16 protein-coding genes are annotated in these 18,469 nt (G+C 71.1%); 5 read left to right on the forward strand and 11 right to left on the reverse strand.

All coding sequences use genetic code 11. The features are described from left to right. Positions 1-3 precede the first annotated feature (3 nt). Positions 4-939, reverse strand: coding sequence for a 5-dehydro-4-deoxyglucarate dehydratase (gene kdgD, locus ACTXG6_RS23575; RefSeq protein ID WP_445181534.1), 936 nt, complete (start codon positions 937-939; stop codon positions 4-6). A 108-nt stretch (positions 940-1,047) separates the two neighbouring features. On the opposite strand from kdgD, the gene ACTXG6_RS23580 reads away from it, so the two are divergent. After that, positions 1,048-1,953, forward strand: a complete 906-nt coding sequence (locus ACTXG6_RS23580; protein ID WP_445181535.1) for a LysR family transcriptional regulator — start codon at positions 1,048-1,050, stop codon at positions 1,951-1,953. Positions 1,954-1,989: 36 nt separating this feature from the next. Here the strand turns inward: ACTXG6_RS23580 and gcl are convergent, their stop codons facing one another. From gcl to sucC, 5 genes are all read right to left on the reverse strand, one after another. Continuing rightward, the gene (gene gcl / locus ACTXG6_RS23585; protein WP_445190095.1) at positions 1,990-3,690 is read right to left on the reverse strand and encodes a glyoxylate carboligase; all 1,701 of its coding nucleotides are present in this window, start codon (positions 3,688-3,690) and stop codon (positions 1,990-1,992) included. A gap of 14 nt (positions 3,691-3,704) precedes the next feature. After that, positions 3,705-4,583 (reverse strand): 2-hydroxy-3-oxopropionate reductase, encoded by an 879-nt coding sequence (locus ACTXG6_RS23590; protein WP_445181536.1) that lies wholly within the window; start codon positions 4,581-4,583, stop codon positions 3,705-3,707. Beyond that, on the reverse strand, positions 4,580-5,479 hold the full coding sequence (locus ACTXG6_RS23595) for a hydroxypyruvate isomerase family protein (RefSeq protein WP_445181537.1): 900 nt from the start codon (positions 5,477-5,479) through the stop codon (positions 4,580-4,582). Before ACTXG6_RS23595 ends, ACTXG6_RS23590 begins: the two co-directional genes overlap by 4 nt. A 75-nt stretch (positions 5,480-5,554) precedes the next feature. Continuing rightward, complete coding sequence (gene sucD / locus ACTXG6_RS23600) at positions 5,555-6,493, reverse strand: succinate--CoA ligase subunit alpha (protein WP_445181538.1); 939 nt, start codon at positions 6,491-6,493, stop codon at positions 5,555-5,557. A 3-nt stretch (positions 6,494-6,496) separates the two neighbouring features. Next, entirely contained in the window at positions 6,497-7,666 is a 1,170-nt protein-coding gene (sucC, locus tag ACTXG6_RS23605) for an ADP-forming succinate--CoA ligase subunit beta (protein ID WP_445190096.1), read from the reverse strand. A 193-nt stretch (positions 7,667-7,859) separates the two neighbouring features. Here sucC and ACTXG6_RS23610 point away from each other — a divergent pair, with 193 nt between their 5' ends. Continuing rightward, entirely contained in the window at positions 7,860-9,215 is a 1,356-nt protein-coding gene (locus ACTXG6_RS23610; protein ID WP_445181539.1) for an MFS transporter, read from the forward strand. Between the two features lie 178 nt (positions 9,216-9,393). Here ACTXG6_RS23610 and ACTXG6_RS23615 read toward each other — a convergent pair whose 3' ends face one another. Further along, positions 9,394-10,119, reverse strand: coding sequence for a GntR family transcriptional regulator (locus ACTXG6_RS23615; protein WP_445181540.1), 726 nt, complete (start codon positions 10,117-10,119; stop codon positions 9,394-9,396). A gap of 513 nt (positions 10,120-10,632) precedes the next feature. On the opposite strand from ACTXG6_RS23615, the gene ACTXG6_RS23620 reads away from it, so the two are divergent. Next, positions 10,633-11,157 carry a DoxX family protein gene (locus ACTXG6_RS23620; protein WP_445181541.1) on the forward strand — a complete coding sequence of 175 codons (525 nt, stop codon included), beginning with the start codon at positions 10,633-10,635 and terminating at the stop codon, positions 11,155-11,157. A 96-nt stretch (positions 11,158-11,253) separates the two neighbouring features. On the opposite strand, the gene ACTXG6_RS23625 is transcribed toward ACTXG6_RS23620, so the two are convergent. Next, positions 11,254-13,134 carry a bifunctional homocysteine S-methyltransferase/methylenetetrahydrofolate reductase gene (locus tag ACTXG6_RS23625; RefSeq protein ID WP_445181542.1) on the reverse strand — a complete coding sequence of 627 codons (1,881 nt, stop codon included), beginning with the start codon at positions 13,132-13,134 and terminating at the stop codon, positions 11,254-11,256. Beyond that, positions 13,131-14,459 carry a PucR family transcriptional regulator gene (locus ACTXG6_RS23630; RefSeq protein ID WP_445181543.1) on the reverse strand — a complete coding sequence of 443 codons (1,329 nt, stop codon included), beginning with the start codon at positions 14,457-14,459 and terminating at the stop codon, positions 13,131-13,133. The genes ACTXG6_RS23625 and ACTXG6_RS23630 overlap by 4 nt, the downstream gene beginning before the upstream one ends. A gap of 395 nt (positions 14,460-14,854) precedes the next feature. Here ACTXG6_RS23630 and ACTXG6_RS23635 point away from each other — a divergent pair, with 395 nt between their 5' ends. Together ACTXG6_RS23635 and ACTXG6_RS23640 are read left to right on the forward strand one after the other, a co-directional pair. Continuing rightward, positions 14,855-15,394: a methylenetetrahydrofolate reductase C-terminal domain-containing protein gene (locus ACTXG6_RS23635; RefSeq protein WP_445181544.1), complete on the forward strand. Its 540-nt coding sequence runs from the start codon at positions 14,855-14,857 to the stop codon at positions 15,392-15,394. Further along, positions 15,391-16,431: a methylenetetrahydrofolate reductase gene (locus ACTXG6_RS23640; RefSeq protein ID WP_445181545.1), complete on the forward strand. Its 1,041-nt coding sequence runs from the start codon at positions 15,391-15,393 to the stop codon at positions 16,429-16,431. The genes ACTXG6_RS23635 and ACTXG6_RS23640 overlap by 4 nt, the downstream gene beginning before the upstream one ends. Before the next feature lie 72 nt (positions 16,432-16,503). Here the strand turns inward: ACTXG6_RS23640 and ACTXG6_RS23645 are convergent, their stop codons facing one another. Together ACTXG6_RS23645 and cobF are read right to left on the reverse strand one after the other, a co-directional pair. Next, positions 16,504-17,451: a DMT family transporter gene (locus ACTXG6_RS23645; protein ID WP_445181546.1), complete on the reverse strand. Its 948-nt coding sequence runs from the start codon at positions 17,449-17,451 to the stop codon at positions 16,504-16,506. Between the two features lie 39 nt (positions 17,452-17,490). After that, positions 17,491-18,273: a precorrin-6A synthase (deacetylating) gene (cobF, locus tag ACTXG6_RS23650; protein ID WP_445181547.1), complete on the reverse strand. Its 783-nt coding sequence runs from the start codon at positions 18,271-18,273 to the stop codon at positions 17,491-17,493. Positions 18,274-18,469: the final 196 nt, after the last annotated feature.

Consider the following 18,469-nt stretch of genomic DNA (forward strand, 5'->3'; position numbering starts at 1 on the left):
GGCTCAGCGCGACACCTGGCGGATCGGAGCCACCTTTTCGATCAGCGCGGTCAGTGCGGCCAGCTCGTGGGCGTCCAGGTCGGCCAAGGGCGGGCGCACCGGACCGGCCGGTCGGCCGATGGCGCGCATGCCGGCCTTGACGATGCTCACCGCGTAGCCCCGGCCGCGATTGCGCAGCTCGGTGTACGGCAGGACGAACTCGTCGAGCTTGGTGAGCACGGTCTCCCGGTCGCCGGCGCGGACCGCGCGGTAGAAGTCGAGCGCGAACTCCGGCATGAAGTTGAAGATCGCCGAGGAGTACGTGCTCACGCCCAGCTGCAGGTAGGGCAGCGCGAACATCTCCGCGGTGGGCAGCCCGCCGACGTAGATGAGCCGGTCGCGGAGCCGGGTGTAGATCCGGGTCATCTGCTCCAGGTCGCCGGCGCCGTCCTTGAACCCGATCAGGTTCGGGCACTCGTCGGCGAGCCGCTCGACGGTGTCGGCGGAGTAGAGCGCGTTCGACCGGTTGTAGATGATCACGCCCAGCTCGGTGGCACGGCACACCGAGGAGACGTAGGCGGCCAACCCGTCCTGCTCCGACTCGGTGAGGTACGGCGGGAACAGCAGGATGCCGTCCGCGCCGGACTCCTCGGCGGAGCGGGCCAGCCGCACGGCGGTGGTGCCGCCGTAGCCGGCCGGCGCGAGCACCGGGGTGCCCTCGGGGGCGCTCCGCGCGGCGGCCCGGACCACCGCCTCGACCTCGTCCGGCGCGAGCGAGAAGAACTCACCGGTGCCACCGGCGGCGAACAGGCCGGCGACCTCGTAGCGGCTGAGCCAGGCGATGTTGTCCCGGTAGCTGCCCTCGTCGAAGGAGAGGTCGTCACGGAAGTGCGTCACCGGGAACGAGAGCAGCCCGGAGGCGACCTTCGTGGCGAGTTCGGCGGGGGAGTACCCAGTCACGCTGCTCGAATCTCCTGTGCTCGGCGAAGGATCTCGCTTCACCGTAGGGAGACCGACCGATATAAGTCCAACACTCGTTTTGCATGGATTGATACTTAAACTGGATCGGTGTTCACCTTCGACCAGTTGGAGACGTTCGTCGCCGTCGCCGAGGAACTGCACTTCGGGCGGGCGGCGGACCGGCTCTCCATGACACAGCCGCCGCTGAGCCGGCGGATCAAGCTGCTCGAGGACGAGCTCGGGGTGCGGCTGTTCGACCGGGCGCACCGGTCGGTGAAGCTGACCCCGGCCGGGCGGGTGTTCCTCGCCGACGTGCGCCAGCTGCTGCACCTCTCGCACGAGGCGGCGCTGTCCGCGCGCCGGGTGCCCCGGGGGGAGTCGGGCGTCGTCACGCTCGGCTTCACCGCGACGACGGCGTACTCGTTCCTCGAGCACGTGCTCACGGCGGCGAACGCCAGGCTGCCGAGGGTGGACCTGGTGCTGCGCGAGATGGTCACCTCGACGCAGCTGGAGGCGCTGCTCGCGGGCAGCATGGACCTGGGCATGATCCGGCCGCCGGCCATCGGGGCCGACCTGGTGACGATGCCGCTGACCAGGGAGCCACTACTCGCCGCGCTGCCCCGGCGGCACCCGCTGGCGGTCCGGGCGGCGGACCCCACCGTGCACGACTTCGACGGCCAGCCGTTCGTAATGTACTCCCCGGCCGAGGCCCGCTACTTCTACGAGGTGCTGGTCAGCATCTTCCGAGGTGCGGAGTCGACGCCGGACTACGTGCAGTACCTGGGCCAGGTACACAGCATCCTGGCGCTGGTGAAGGCCGGTATCGGGGTGGCGCTGGTGCCCGCCGCGGCCACCGCGCTGCACTACGACGGGGTGGTGCTGCGCCCGGTGCGCGGCATCGACCCGCGCCCGGTGAAGCTCGACCTCGCCTGGCGGCGGGGCAACGACAACCCCGCGCTGGACGGCCTGCTGACCGTCATCCGCGAGGTCGCCGAGGACCAGCGCCCATGGTGAGGCGCCGGCCCCCGGCGATCAGAGGCGGTGACCCGGTCAGGGCGCCTCGGCCGGCACCAGGTCCGGAACCGGCTCGTACTCGGTGATGTTGTCCAGCGACGGACCCATCGCCGCGTTCGCCTCCCGCTCGACCATGATCTCCACCAGCACCGGCAGCTGGGCGGCCTCGGCCTCGAGGGTGGCCCAGCGCAGTGCGTCGGCGATCTCGCCGGGCTGCTCCACCCGCCGGGCCGGGCAGCCGAACGCCTCCATCAGCTTGACGTGGTCGATGCCGCCCTCGCCGTAGTGCAGGTCGACCGCGTAGTTCATGTCGTAGCCCAGCTCGGCCTGGCGGATCAGCCCCAGGTACTCGTTGTTCACCATGACGATGACGAACGGGATCTGGTACTGCGCGGCCACCGCGATCTCCTCCATCAGGAACTGGAAGGAGTAGTCGCCGACCACCGCGACCACCGGCTTGTCCGGGTAGGCGCACTTCACCCCGATCGCCGCCGGGATCTCCCAGCCCAGCGGGCCGGCCTGCCCGCAGACCAGGTAGTGCCGGGGCCGGAAGGTCTGCTGGAACTGGCCCGACCAGATCTGGTAGAGCCCGATCGCGGTGACGAACGTGGTGTCCGGGCCGAACACCTCGTTCAGCTCGCGGTACACCCTGGGCGGCTTGATCGGCACGTCGTCGAAGTCGTCGCGGCGCAGCAGCGTGCCGCGCAGCTCGGCGACCCGCTCCGCCCACGGCCCCGGGTCGTGCCGGGGGGTCCGGTGCCTGGCGTGCGCGTCCAGGGCGGCGAGCGTGGGCTTGGCGTGCCCGACGATGCCCAGGTCCGGCTCGAACACCCTGCCGAGCTGGGTCGGCTCGATGTCCACGTGGATGAACTTGCGGCCACGCCGGTAGGTCTCCAGGTCACCGGTGTGCCGGTCGCCGAAGCGGGCGCCGACCGCCAGCACCAGGTCGCTCTCCAGGAACGCGGCATTGCCCCAGCGGGTGTGCGTCTGGATGCCCGCCATGCCGGCGAACAGCGGGTGGTCCTCCGGGAACGCACCCTTGCCCATCAGCGTGGTCTGCACCGGCACCTGCAGGTACTCGGCCAGGTCCCGCAGCTCTTCCCAGGCCTCGCCGCCGATCACGCCACCGCCGGCCAGGATGAGCGGGCGCTGCGCCTCGAGCAGCATGTCGATCGCCGCGCGGACCGGCTCGGAGCGCGGCTCCGCCAGGGCGATCGGCAGCGCCGCGTCGATCGCCGGGTCGTAGAAGCACATTCCGCGCTGCACGTCCAGCGGCAGGTCGATGAGCACCGGACCCGGTCGGCCGGACCGCGCGATCCGGAACGCCTCCCGGAACACCCATGGCGCCTGGCCCGGTTCCTTCAGCTGCACCGCCCACTTGGTGACCGGCTTGGCGATCTCGACGATGTCGACCGCCTGGAACGCCTCCTGGTGCAGCTTCGAGCGGGGGGCCTGGCCGGTGATGCAGATGATCGGGATCGAGTCGGCGAGGGCGGTGTACAGGCCGGTGATCATGTTGGTGCCGGCAGGGCCGGAGGTGCCGAGGGTGACGCCGACCTTGCCGGTGGCGCGGGCCCAGCCGTCGGCGGCGTGTGTGCCGCCCTCCTCGTGGCGCACCGTCAGGTGCTTGATGCCGCTCTTCCGCAGTGCCGCGTAGAGCGGCAGGATCGCGGCGCCGGGAATGCCGAAGACCGTGTCCACGCCCTCCGACTCCAGCACCTGGGCGACTGCTTCCATGCAGGGGATCTTGCTCATGCCGCTGTCCTTCCGGAGGCGTTCTCGAGCACCTTGAGCAGCGCCGAGTGGTCGAGTGCGCCGTAACCCTGGGCCCGGGCGGCGGCGATGAGCTGGGCGACCAGTGCGGTCACCGGCAGGGAGATCTCGGCCTGCCGGGCGGCAGCGACCGCGATGCCCATGTCCTTGTGGTGCAGGTCGATGCGGAAACCGGGGGCGAACTGCCGGTCCACCATGGACTTGCGCTTTAGTTCGAGGATCCGGCTGCCGGCCAGCCCGCCGGCGAGTACGTCCATCCCGCTGTGCGGGTCGACCCCGGATGCCTCGAGCAACACGATCGCCTCGGCGACCAGTGCGTAGATGCCGCCGACCACGAGCTGGTTGGCCGCCTTCACGGTCTGCCCGGCGCCGGGGCCGCCGACGTGCACGATCGTCTTGCCGAGCGCCTCGAGCACCGGCAGCGCGGCCTCGAAGTCCTCCTCGGTGCCGCCGACCATGATCGACAGAACCGCGTCGACCGCGCCCTTCTCACCGCCGCTGACCGGGGCCTCCACCGCCCGGACGCCCCGGCCGGCAGCCTCGGCGGCAACTGCCCGCGAGGTATCTGGCCTGATCGTGCTCATGTCGATCAGGAGCAGGCCGGGCTTCGCGTGCTCGAGCACGCCGTCCGGCCCGAGCACCACCTCCTCGACCTGCGGGGAGTCCGGCAGCATGGTGATCACCACGTCGGCGTCCGTCGCCTCGGCCAGCGAGCCGGCGGCGCGGCCACCGGCGGCCACCAACTGGTCCCGGCGGGCCGGGTCGAGGTCGTAGCCGGTGACGTTGTGCCCGGCCTTGACCAGGTTGGCGGCCATCGGCGCGCCCATGATCCCCAGGCCGATGAAACCTATGTTCATCGCACGCTCTCCTCGATCGGCTCGGTCGTGCTGACATCGGCGGGGTTGGTGCCCGCGGGGTTGGGACTGCCGGCGGCACGGTGCGCCCGGGGCAGCCAGTCGAAGCTGTCCGCGCTGGGGCCGACCGGGCGGTACTCGAGCCCGACGTAGCCCTGGTAGCCGTGCCTGGTCAGCGCGGTGAGGACGGCATCCCAGTCCAGCTCGCCGGTGCCCGGCTGGCCGCGCCCGGGTACGTCGGCGATCTGTACGTGGCCGAACCGCGCGGCGTGCTGCTCCACGAGGCGCTGGACCGACTCGCCCATCCGGGCCAGGTGGTAGAGGTCGGCGAGGAAGGCGATGTTGCTGACCTGGTGGACCACCCGGAGGTAGTCGACGATCTCCAGCGCGTGGCGGGAGGAGGTGATCGGGTAGCGGGCGTTCTCGTGGCTGTTCAGCGCCTCGATCACCACGGTGGCGCCGACCCGGCTCGCCGACCTGGCGGCGAGCACCAGGTTCTCGGTGGCGAGCTCGCGCTGGGTCGACTGGCTCACCCCGGGCTCGGTGTTGCCGTACAGCGCGTTGAGCACCGTGCAGCCCAGCGATGCGGCGAAGTCGACGGCCACGTCGATGTTGGTGCGGAACCGGGCACTCTGCGCCGGCCGGGAGAGCAGGCCGCGGTCGCCGGCGGCCATGTCGCCCGCGTCGAAGTTGAGCCCGACGAGCTGTGTGCCGGCGTCGGTGATCGCCCGTCGCAGCGCGGCGAGGTCGCGCTCCGGCGGATCGGGTTCGCTGAACGGCCACCACAGCTCCACCGCGGTGAACCCGGCCGCCGCCGCGGCGGCCGGCCGTTCCAACAGCGGGAGCTCGGTGAACAGGATGGACAGGTTGACGTCGTAACGCAGCGGATCACCGGGCATCCGGTGCCTCCTCGGGTGGCGGTTGACGAGGTGGTCGTTGGCGGGGTGGTCGTTGGCGGGGCGGCGGGCCGGCGCTCAGGCGGCAGTACTGTCGGCGAGCGCGGCGAGCAGCGTCCGCATCAGCGCGGCGGTCTCGCTGGGGGTTTTGCCGACCTTGACCCCGGCGGCTTCGAGGGCTTCCTGTTTGGCCGCCGCGGTGCCGGCGGAGCCGGAGACGATGGCGCCGGCGTGGCCCATGGTCTTGCCCTCGGGGGCGGTGAAGCCGGCGACGTAGCCGACGACCGGTTTGGTGACGTTGGCCTTGATGAAGTCGGCGGCGCGTTCTTCGGCGTCGCCGCCGATCTCGCCGATCATCACGATCGCGTCGGTGTCGGGGTCGGCCTGGAAGGCCTCGAGCGCGTCGATGTGGGTGGTGCCGATGATCGGGTCACCGCCGATGCCGATGGCGCTGGAGAAGCCGATGTCGCGCAGTTCGTACATCATCTGGTAGGTCAGCGTGCCGGACTTGGAGACCAGTCCGATTCGTCCCGGGCCGGCGATGTCGGCGGGGATGATGCCGGCGTTGGACTTGCCGGGGCTGATGATCCCGGGGCAGTTCGGCCCGATGATCCGGGTCCTCGGGGTCCGGGGTGCCCCCGGTGTGGCCGACTCGGTGCCCTTGGCGCAGGCGTGCGCCCAGAAGTACGCCGCGTCGTGCACCGGGATGCCCTCGGTGATCACCACCGCAAGGCCGATCTCGGCGTCGATCGCCTCCAGTACGGCGTCCCTGGCGAAGCGCGGCGGCACGAAGATGATGCTGACGTCGGCGCCGGTCTCCTTGATGGCGTGCTCGACGGTGCCGAACACGGTGAGGTCCCGGCCGCCGATGCTGACCTGCTGCCCGGCTTTGCGGGCATTGACGCCACCCACGATGTCGGTGCCGGCGGCGAGCATCTTGGTGGTGTGCTTGGTGGCTTCAGCGCCGGTGATGCCTTGGACGATGACCTTGCTGCGTTCGTTCAGGAAGATCGACATAGTTCAGGCCCCCACGGCTGCCAGCTCGGCGGCCTTGTCGGCCGCGTCGTCCATGGTTTCCACCAGCGTGATCAGCGGGTGGTTCGCTTCGTTGAGGATCGCCCTGCCCTCGAGGACGCTGTTGCCGTCGAGCCGCACGACCAGCGGTTTCGTCGCCTGCTCGCCGAGGATCTTCAGTGCCTCGACGATGCCGGTGGCCACCGCGTCGCAGGCGGTGATGCCGCCGAAGACGTTCACGTACACGCTGCGCACGTCCGGGTCGCCCAGGATCACGTCCAGCCCGGCGGCCATGACGGCGGCCGAGGCGCCGCCGCCGATGTCCAGGAAGTTGGCCGGCTTGACCCCGTTGTGCCGCTCGCCCGCGTAGGCGACGACGTCCAGGGTGGACATGACCAGGCCGGCGCCGTTGCCGATGATCCCGACCTGGCCGTCGAGCTTGACGTAGTTGAGGTTCTTCGCCTTGGCCTTGGCTTCGAGGGGGTCCTCGGTGCGCTTGTCCACCAGGGCGGCGTGCCCGGGGTGGCGGAAGTCGGCGTTCTCGTCGAGGGTGACCTTGCCGTCCAGGGCGATGATGTTGTCCTGCGGGTCACGGACCAGCGGGTTCACCTCGACCAGCGTGGCGTCCTCGGCCACGAAGGTCTCCCAGAGCTTCACGATGACGTCGGCGGCCTTGTCGGCCACCTCGGCCGGGATCTTGCCGGCCGCGACGATCTCGGCGGCCTTGGCCTTGTCCACCCCGGTGATCGAGTCGACCGGAATCTTGGCGAGCGCGTCGGGGCGCTCCACGGCCAGCTGCTCGATCTCCATGCCGCCCTCGGCGCTGGCCATCGCCAGGAAGGTGCGGTTCGACCGGTCCAGCAGGAAGGAGAAGTAGTACTCCTCGGCGATCCCGCTGGCGGCGGTCACCAGCACCTGGTGCACGGTGTGGCCCTTGATGTCCATGCCCAGGATCGCGGCCGCGCGTTCGCGGGTCTCGGTGACGTCCCTGGCCAGCTTGACGCCGCCGGCCTTGCCCCGGCCACCAACCTTCACCTGGGCCTTCACCACAACGGCGCCGCCGATCTCGGTCGCGACGTCGGCGGCCTCCTCCGGGGTGGCCGCCGTCCGGCCGGGCAGCACTGGAACGCCGTGCGCCTCGAACAGGTCCCTGGCCTGGTACTCGTACAGGTCCATGTCGAGGCGTCTCCTGTCGTCGGTCCGGGAGCGCTGCGCGCGATCCATCGTCACGGTCGACTGTATGCAGTATGGAAAGTGAAGTCCAGAGGGACTTTTGTCACCTGAACCGGTAGTCGACGGTATACAGTATGGACTGTAGTGTGGCCTCGATCACTTGTTTCTCGGGTGGTACGTCTGGACGGAGGGTGAGATGGCTGAGAGTGAGAACGCCGGCCGCGAGGTGCGGGACTACTACGGCCGCCGTTACTACCTGCGGGACAAGCCCGAGGACCGGGCCGGTCGGGAGTCGGCGGTGTGGTTGGCCTGGCCGCCGATGGCGGCGGTCGGGGTGTTGCAGTACGGCTTCGGAGCGGCCGTGCCGGCTCTGATGGATCGCAACGGCTGGACGCTGATCGGGACGTTCTCGGTGCTCGCCGCCTGGGCCGTCTGCCAGGCCGGCGTCGCCTTCCCGACCGCGTGGCTGCGCGAACGCAACCGGATCGCCCCGCGAACGGTGATGCTGGTGGGTGCGGTGCTCTGCGCGATCGGGCTGGTCAGCCTTGCGCACGGACCGGGAATGCTCGGCGCGTTGCTCGGTTACGCGGTGCTCGGCGGTGCCGGCGCGGGGCTGGTCTACAGCACCTGCAGCACCTCGGTGGCCAAGTGGCACCCGGACCGGGTCGGCGGCAAGGTCAGCCTGGTGACCGGGGCATTCGCCTACGGTGCGGTGCCGTTCGCGGTCGCCGCCGTCGTCCGGTTGACCCCCGCGAACCTCTCGGGTGCCCTGGACGTGACCGCTCTGCTGTTGTTCCTGGTCGTCGCCGGGTTCGGGGTGTTCTTCCGGGACCCGCCGGCGGACTGGTGGCCGAGCCGGATCGACCCCCGGGAGTGGGCGCTGAGCCACGCTCCCGGTCGGCGGGTCAATGCTCCGGCGGTGGCGCAGTACTCCCCGCAGAGTGCGTTGCACACCAGTGCGCTGCCGGTGATGTATCTGATCGTGCTCGCGGCCGGGGCGGTGTCGCTGTTCAACGCGGCTTTTGTGGTGGTGTTCGCGGTCAAGGCGGGTATGGCGGTGGGTGTTGTCGCGGTGGCGGCGGCGTTGTTCATCGCGGTCAACGGTGCGGGGCGTTCGGCGGTGATGCGGTTGTCCGATCGGCTCGGGCGCGCTCGCACGCTCAAGCTCGTGCTGTTGGTGCAGGCGGGCGGGCAGTTGTTGCTGGCGCTGTCGGCGTCGTCGGGCTCGTCGGTCCTGCTGGTCCTCGGAGCGGCGGTGGCCGGTGCCGGTGGCGGCGGTTTCTATCCGCTGTTCGCGAGCCTGGCCAGGGACTACTTCGGGGACCGCCGTGCGCTGGAGGTGCACGGGATGGTCTACAGCGCCAAGGCGTTCGCGGGCATCCTCGGGGTGGGCCTCGCGGCGCTCGCGGTGACCGACTGGGGCTACCCCGTGACCTTCGTCGTCGCGGGCGGCGTGTCGATCGCGTCGGCCGTCGCCATCGCCCGGCTGCAGCGACCCGGACTGCCGAGCACACTGCCCCGGGTCCACTCCGGGGCGCGCCTGATCGGCTGAGACCCCCGACTTCGACGGAACGGTCGAGCGACTAGCGGCCTGGGGGGACGCTCTAGCTCGGCCAGACCGTCGTTGTTCGGGTCAGCTCGCGGCTGGCCGGCCGAACGCAGTCGGCCGGCCAGCCGCGAGATTCAGGCTGGGGTGCCGCTGCGCTGCCGGGCCTGGTTACCGGGCCTGGTTACCGGGCCTGGCGGTGGCGCGGCTCGATCTCGTCGTCGATCGCCGCACCGCCCGAGTTGGCCGCGGTGCTCGCGAGGTAGGCCCGGCGGGTGTGCTCGGTGTGCTCGCGCATGATCCTGGCGGCCTGGTCGCCGTCGCGCTGCTCGATGGCGTCGATCAGCGCGGCGTGCTCCCGCCAGGACTGCTCGCCGCGCTGGCGGGCGATCGGGGTGTAGTACCAGCGGACCCGGCGGTCGACCTGGGCGGCGAGCTCGACGAGCACCCGGTTGCCGGAGAACTGGGCCACGGCGGTGTGCAGGTCGGCGTTGGCGGCGACCATGCTGGCCAGGTCGTCGGCCTCGAGCGCGGCGACGCCCTGTCGGCATACTTCGCGCAGCTGCTTGATGTCCTCGTCGGTGGCGTGCGTCGCGGCCAGCCTCGCGGACTCGGTCTCCAGCAGCGCGCGCACGGCCAGCAGCTGGTCGGCCTCCTCGACGGAGGGGGCGTGCACGAAGGCACCGTGCCCCGGACGCAGGTCGACCCAGCCGTCGTTCTTGAGCCACTGCAGTGCCTCGCGCACCGGCTGGCGGGACACCCCGAGCATGACGGCCAGCTCGTTCTCCACCAGGTGCTGGCCGGGGCGCAGGGTGCGCTCGACGATCATGTCCAGGATTGCCTCGTAGACGCTCTGGCGCAGCGGCACTGGCCGCGCAATCTGACGCGCCGGGCTGTCAGGGAGCGACATGTGTGGACTCCATCGGTCTCGCGGTTGTGATCTCCGCCATAAATCAACATCTGTTTTTCACTGAATGGCTACAGCATACGATGTGCGAGTCAATGTCCGGAGAACTCACCCCCGAGAGGGTGGTCACACCATCGGGGGTGGTGGACCGGCCCTGGGTTGCTCCAGACCTCATTCTCGCCACCCTATCGGTCTAGTCGTGGTCGCGGTCCGCCAGTCGATTGGCCCAATTTCTGAGAGTTCACTGAGGTCGTCCCGCGGTGCTTCGCGCCCCAGTCGGGTCAGAGATCTGCGCTACGCATCGTGATCGTCTGGTGCTATTACTGATGCTCTCTATCGCCCTAAGTGACTTACCTCACAGTCAGGGTGTAGCTCCAGACCGTATCGAGTGGTTCAACGTCAGCTGTTCGCGTATTTCGCCGACTTCGGCCGCCGCGCCTGCCTCGGACCCGTGGTGCGCGTCCTAAGGTCCGGCGAAAGTGCCTCACCGGCGCTCACTTCGTCGCAGAGGGTGTCATGGACTGGATCACTCACACTGACTGGGCGCTGGGACTCCTGCGGGTGGTCACCGGGGTCACGCTCGCCGCGCACGGGTACAGCAAGATCTTCCTGGGTGGCCGCCTCGCCGGTACCGCGGGTTGGTTCGACAGCATCGGTATGCGGCCTGGGTGGCTGCACGCCCGGGTGGCCGCGGCCACCGAGATCGGTGCCGGGCTGCTGCTCGCGATCGGTCTGCTGACCTCGCTCGCCGGCGCCGCGACGGTGGCCCTGATGCTGGTCGCTTTCTGGACCGTGCACCGCAACAACGGCTTCTACATCGTCGCGTCGGGCTGGGAGTACAACCTGGTGCTCGCCGTGATCGGCACGGCGTTCGCGGTCAGTGGCGCCGGTCGGCTGTCGTTGGACAGCGCGATCTGGGGTGGTGCCGGAGCCCTGAACGGCTGGATCGGGCTGCTGATCATCCTCGTGCTCGGGGTCGGCGGCGCCGCCGTTCACCTGGCGGTGTTCTACCGGCCGGCGAAGACCTCGTCGGCCGCCTGACCCGGCGGGCTCAGTGGGCCGAGGCCGGTGCGAGCCAGGGGTGGATCTCGGTGACCGGCTCTCCCGGATCGCCGCTGCCAGCACCGCCCGGCCACCTCAGTGCGAGAGCAGCCGCCGAACCACCGCGACGGTGTCCGAGGTCGGTGCCAGCACCACGCCCTTGGCCAGCGCGCGGACCTCGGCCACCAGCTCGGCGGCCAGCTCCAGCCCGGCGGTGGCGGCGCCGGAGCGGGCCCGCCGCAGCGCGTCGAGGGTGGCGGGCGGGATGGTCACGTCTGGCACCTCGTAGGCGAGGTACTCGGCCTCCTGGAAGCTGGTCAGCGGCGATACCGCGACGAGCACCGGGACCGAGTCGCCGATGGCGTCCAGCATCCGGCGGACCCCGGTGAGCTCGTAGACCGGCCTGGTGATCAGGAACTGGGCGCCGGCGGCGATCTTGTCCCGGGCCCGTGCCTCGGCCCGCTCCGGCTCGTGGCTGCCGGGGTTGATCCGGGCACCGATCTCGAAGCTGGTCTTGGTCGACAGCGGCAGCCGGTAGTAGTCGGTGCCCTCGTTGAGCGAGCTGAGCAGCTCGATCAGGCCGATCGAGTCGACGTCCCAGATGCCGTCGGTGTGCGGGTAGTCGCCGACCAGGGGCGGGCTGCCGGTCTCGCAGATGATCCGGCGCATGCCCAGCGCGTGCGCGCCGAGCAGGTCGGCCTGCAGGGCCATGATGGTCCGGTCCCAGGTGGTCACGGCGGCGAGCACGTCCAGGCCGACCCGATGGTGCAGGTGCACGGCCAGGTCCACCGCGTTCACCTGGGCGCGGGTCTGCAGCGGGCGCGCCACCGAGACCAGGCCGATGCCGGACTCGTGCAGCTGGGTGGCGACGTCCACCAGCCCTTCCACGTCGCCGAGCGGGTCCGGGGTCAGCTCGACGACGACCTGGTGCTCGGGTTCGCCGTGCCCGACGGTGATCGCCTCGCCGGCCGGCTCGACCCGCCGCGGTGCCGAGGTGGTGGGGGCCGCCCGGTCGCGGTACTCCCGCACGGTGCGGGCCACCGCCGCGATCTGCCCGGGCGTGGTGCCGCAACAGCCGCCGACCACGGTGGCCCCGACCGCCAGCGCCTGCCGCATGTACCGGGCGAAGTAGGTGTCGTCCAGGTCGTACTCGAACCGGGCCGGCGCGACCCTCCTGGGCAGCCCGGCGTTGGGCTGCACGGTCAACGGCAGGTCACAGTGCGAGCGCAGCTCGCGCAGCACCGCCAGGGAGTGCTGTGGGCCGATGGTGCAGTTGGTGCCCAGTGCGGCGATCGGCGCGCCGGCCAGCGCGGCGGCCGCCTCTCGGGGCGACTGGCCGCTGCCCAGCGTGCGGAAGTCGGGCCCGAAGGTCAGCTGCGCGATCAGCGGTACCGACGTCGCTTCGGCCGCCGCCTCGATCACCGCGAGCAGCTCCTCGAGGTCGCCGAAGGTCTCCAGGATGATGAGGTCCACCCCGGCCGAGGCCAACACCTCGATCTGTTCGCGGACCGACTCGACCGCGGCACGGCGCTCGACATGGCGGTGTCGCCGGACGCTGACCGCGGGGGAGACCGAGCCGGCCACCAGTACCGGGCGCCGGACGTACTCGTGGCGCGCCGAGGCCAGCGCGATCCGCGCCCCGGCCTGGTTGATCTCCTCGGTGCGGTGGCCGAGGTCGTGGTCGGACAGCCGCACCCGGCTGGCGCCGAACGTGTTGGTCTGGATGATGTCGGCGCCGGCGTTCACGTACCGGTCGTGGATCTCGCGCACCAGGGCGGGGTCGCTGAGGTTGAGCGCCGGCAACGCCTCGCCGAGGGACCGGCCGGCGGCGTGCAGCATGGTGCCCATCGCGCCGTCACAGACCAGCACGGTGCTGCCCAGTGCGGCCGCGAGATCCGCGACCGGGTTCGGTGTCGGCTCCGCCCGCGCCGCGGGGCCGTCCGTCGGGTTGGTCGCCGGGTTCGTCGCCGGGCTCACGGCCGGCTCCGCAGCGCGGCCAGGATCTCCACCGCGACCTCGGCCATCAGCCGATCACGGTGCAGCCCGAAGGACAGCCCGGTGATCTCCTCGATCCGTCGGATGCGGTAGCTCACCGTGTTGGGGTGGACGTGCAGGCGCTGCGCGGTCCGCCGGGGGCTGCTGTTCTCCTGGAAGTAGACCGACAGGGTGCTCAGGTACTCGGCGCCGCCGGCGTTGTCCTCGTCGAGCAGCTCACCGAGCACTTCGCCGGCGAACGACCGCAGGTCCGCGATGTCCGGAATTCGTACCAGCAGCCGGTGGATGCCGAGGTCGGCGAACACCGTGACGCCGCCGAACTCACCCATCCGCTCACTCACCGCGAGCGCCCGGCGGGCCTCGGTGTAGGACCGGGAGATGCCGGCGGCGGTACCGGTCGGGCGACCGAGACCGATGGCGGCGATGCCGAGGTGGTGCTCGGTGACGGCGGCCGCGCAGGCCCGCCCCAGCGCGCGGGCCTGCTCGGGGTGCGCGACGGATCCCGAGCTGACCGGCACGATGGCCACCACCTCGTCGGTGCGGCTGGTCACCACCGCGTCCCTGGCGAGGCGGGCGAGCAGCGACTCGATGGCGTCCAGGCCACCGCCGCGGGGGCGGGCCAGGCTGACGCTGAGCACGTAGTGCTCCTTGCCGGCGTCCAGGCCGAGGTGCTGGGCCCACCGCTCGACCTCGCCGTCCTCCCGCCCGCCCGCGGCCAGCAGGCCGTCCACCAGTTCCTGGCGCGCCCGGCCACCGGCGGCGGCGATCACCAGGTCCCTGGCCAGCAGGATGCCGCACACCATGGCGGCGTGTTCGGTGCCGAGCAGCCGCATGTCCTCGCTCAGCTCGGCATTGCGGCTGCTGCGGGTCAGCAGGTACCCGGCGAACTCCTGGCCCACCGAGACCGGGGCCACGGCGACCGAGCGCTCCGAGCCGGTCAGCCCGGGCACGGTCAGCGCCCTCCGGTGGTGCGACACCGCGAGGAGTACCCGGTCCACGGCGGCCGCGCCGGCGTGCTCCCGCAGCTGGCCCATCACGCCATCGGGCTCGGCGATGCCGGCCGACGCGAGCAGGTCCAGCTCCCGGTCCAGGATGGCCACGGAGGTGCCGATGCCGCCGGCCAGCACCCGCGCGACGGCGTCCAGATCGGCGTCCTGCGCGGCGAGCGCGGAGAGGTGGCTGCACAGCGCGAGCAGTTTCCGCAGCCGGGTGGCCTCGTCGTGGGAAGCCGGATTCGAATCGTTCAGCTGGTTCGGTAAATGTCGGGCGGGCACCCCCGTCCGCGCGCTCGAGCCAGCACCGGCCATATGGGGACTTTACGGGCCGGGAAGCGGTACCGGCAATGTTCCAATCGGGCCTATCGGGGAATTATCAGCTGCTGTGGGTTCTCACAAGGTAGTTGTCGCGTCTCGGTGGTCCGGGTGCGCGGTGGTGCCCCCTTTCCGGGTGACAGCGGGCATGATCAGCAGAGACTCTCTGCTCGACCGTGCCAGCACCGGTGCTACGGGCAGACGTCGGGACTGTGCAACACCACAAGACCGGACCGGTTGAATTTGGCGGTTGCACTGAAGACAGCGAGACCCGGAGCTGGCAAGCTGGACCACCGCACGTGTTCCGGGGAATTCCGAATTGCTCCTGGGAACGCGGTCCGAATTCGTCCGGAATGCGCCCGCTGAACTTTTCGCCGACGAGGAGGCCGTGGGTGAGCATTGATTCTCCGGGAAGCGATGGGTGGCCGCGCCCGGCGAGGCCGCGCCTCGGTGCCCGGCTCACCTACGCCCTGCATGCGCTGCTCGCCGAGAACACGCTCTACCGACGGCTGGCCGGGGCGATCGAACGGCACCCGAGGGCCTACCGATGGTTCACGGCGGGGGAGCGGGCGGCCAAGGAGGAGCTGTTCGGCTGCCGGATGTGCGGGCAGTGCGCGCTCCCGACGACCGGCTACGCCTGCCCGATGACCTGCCCCAAACAGCTGCGCAACGGGCCCTGCGGCGGGGTGTCGCCGACCGGTGCGTGCGAGGTCCACCCGGAGCTGCGGTGTGTGTGGGTGATCGCCTACGAGCGCGCAGAGCAGGGTGGTCACGGTGCGGACCTGGATCTGCTGCAGCGGCCGATCGACCACCGGCAATGGGGACGCAGCTCGTGGGTCAACTACTGGCAGGGGCGGGACGAGGGACTCTGGGCGGGGACGGGCGAGGCGCGCCCGCTGCTGCGCCGCGAGCTGGGCCTGACTCCCCGATGACCCCGGCAACCGAGCCGGGGGTTCCCGGCCCGGCGGGCGGGCTGCGTACCGCGCTGGCGGCCGGTCGTTGGGTGGTCACCGCCGAGATCGGGCCGCCGAGGGGGGCCGACCCGGACGCGGTGGGTCGCACGGCCGGGCTGTTGCGCGGTTGGGTGGACGCGGCGAACGTCACCGACAACCAGGGCGCGAAGGTCCACCAGTCCAGCCTGGCCGGCAGCGTGCTGGCCCAGCGCGCCGGGGTGGAGCCGATCATGCAGCTGACCTGCCGGGACCGTAACCGCCTCGCGCTGCAGTCGGAGCTGCTCGCGGCCGGCGCGCTGGGCGTACCCAACGTGCTGCTGATGACCGGCGACCATCCGCGTTTCGGCGACCACCCCGAGGCCAAACCGGTGTTCGACCTCGACGGCTTGCAGCTGTTGGAGACCGCGCGCACCCTGCGCGACGAGGGCACACTGCTGTCCGGTCTGCCATTGAACGGCCGGCCGGACTGGTTGATCGGCACCGTGGAGAACCCGTTCGTGCCGCCGCCGGGTTCCCGGTCCCGCCGGCTGGGCACGAAGGTCGCGGCCGGTGCCGAGTTCGTCCAGACCCAGTATGTGTTCGACATCGAGTGGTTCGAACGGTGGATGGCGGAGCTGGGCGAGCTGGAGCTGCTCGGGCGGTGTGCGGTGCTGGCCGGCGTCGGCCCGATCCGGTCGCTGCGGATGCTGGATTTCCTGAGCACCGAGCTGCCCGGCATGCACGTGCCGGAGGACGTCGCCCGCCGGCTGCGCGGGGTGCCCGCCGAGCGCGTTGCGCGGGAGGGGATCGACATCTGCGTGGAGACCATCCAACGGCTCTGCCAGGTGCCGGGCGTCGCGGGGTTCCATCTGATGGCGCTGGGTCATGAGCGGGGGATCCCGGACCTGCTCGACCGGGCCGGTCTCGGTCCCCTCGGCTCGGCCGGCCGGGAGCGCCCCTCCGGTGTGGATGCGGGCGCCCCGGAAGAAGACGGGGGGTGTCGTCGGGCCAGGAGAACGAGAGGTTCGAACAGATGATGAACGCATCGGACATGCGAGAGTCCTCGGGCGTGGCGCGGGCGCGCCGGGGCCGCCCAGTCGGGAACGGGGCTATTGGGTTGCGCCGGCCGGGTCGGCGGTCTCCGGTGTGGTCACCACCGGTCGTTCGGACCGCTCCCGCAGGCCGAGGGCGGTCACCGAGCCCACCACGACGGCCAGGCCCAGCCACTGCGTCGCGGACAGCGAAGCGCCGAGCGCGCCCACTCCGATCAAGGCGGCGGTGACCGGGAACGCCAGCTCGGCCAGCGTCGCCCGGGAAGCCGCCGTCGCCCGCAGACCCAGGTAGTACAGCGCGAGGCTGAGTAGCCCGGGGATCAGCGCGAGCGCCACCAGCGGCCAGAACTGCGTCCCACTGATCGCCACCGGGGCGCCCTGCACCGCGAGTACCACAGCGGCGGCCGGCAGTCCGATGGCGAAGCGCAGCACCGTGATATCCCGGCTGGCCATCCGCTCGCTCACCAGGCGACCGAGCACCGTGCCGATCGCCCACAGCGCGGCGGCGGCGACGGCGAGCAGCGCGGCGGTGACGGCTTGCGGGCGGACGTCGAACGGGTTGGCGAACGCCATCAGCCAGGCCCCGGCCAGCGTCGGTACCGCGAACATCCAGTAGCCGGGGCGCAGCCGTTCGCCAAGCATCGTGGTCGCCACCGCGATGACGAGTACCGGTTGCAACTTCTGCAGCACCAGCGGAGTGATCGGGTCGCCGAGCCGGAACGCCTGGGTGAACAGTGCGGTGGCCACCGCGGACGCGCCGGCCCCGATGCCGACCAGCGCCCACCGCTCCCGGGCACTCGCCGCCCGCAGCGCGCGGAACGCCGCCGGCAGCCACGGCACCAGTACCACCACGACGATCAGGTGTTCCCAGAACACCACGGTCGCGGCGGGCAGCTCGCCGCTCAGCGGTTTGCGGAGCAGCCCGTCGGTGCCCCACAGCGCGGCGGCCGCCGCGACGAGCCAGGTGCGGTCGGTCAGGCGGTGCTCGGCCACGCTATTGGTCACGCCTGTGTGCAACGCACGAGAGCCGTCGGTCATACCGCGTCACCCGGTGACGGAGTAAGTGTCGGGCGCGGCTCGCCGGAGCAGGTACGTGTCCATGATCCAGCCCTTGCGCTCGCGCAGCGCCCGGCGGGTTTCCTGGATCTCGTCGATGACCTCGTCGAGCGGGCCCGCGACCAGGGCCTCGTCCTTGGTGCCCAGGTAGGCACCCCAGTAGATGTGCCAACCGGGTTCGGTGCGCAGCTCGGTGCAGGCGAGCCCGGCGTCGAGCATCACCACGACGTCGTCGACGCCCGCGGGTAGCCCGTCCCTCAGCCGCCGGCCGGTTGTGATGTGCACCGGGCGGGCCACCTGGTTCAACGGGATCCGGTGCCGCGCGGTCAGCACCTGCACGCTGCTGATCCCGGGGATGACCTCGTAGTCGAGCTCGAGGCGGCCCTGCTCGAGGATCCACTCGACGATCCGGATGGTGCCGTCGTAGAGGGCCGGGTCGCCCCAGACCAGGATGCCGGCGCTGCCGTCCGGTCCCAGCTCAGTGGCCAGCACCCGCTCCAGCTCGCGTGCCCTGGCATCCCGCCAGTCGCGCACCGCGCCGGTGTAGTCGGCGGCGCCGCGGTCCCGGGGCGGGTCGACGACCTCGATGAGGCGGTAGTCCTCCCGGCGGACGAAGCGCTCGCAGATCTGGCGGCGCGCCTCGGACAGCTCGGACCCGTTCTCCTTCTCGAACACCACGAACAGGTCGACCGCGTTGAGCGCGTCGACGGCCTGGAGGGTCAGGTGGTCCGGATCCCCGGCGCCGATCCCGATCAGCAGTAGCTTGCGCACCAGGGGACTTCCTCATCTTCGCGGGTCACGTTCCGGGGTCGGGCCTTCGCGGTCGAGCGCGGCGCACCGAGCGTAGCCAAGCCGGTGCCGAGTCGCCCGGGAGCGGTTGGCTGTAGCGGTCGCAACGGGCCGGCTCGGCGCTGAGGTGTGCGCGGCTGCGCCGCGTGCCGACCCCGCTGCCGGGCACGCCCGAGGG

This window comes from Pseudonocardia sp. Cha107L01, from assembly GCF_052566575.1.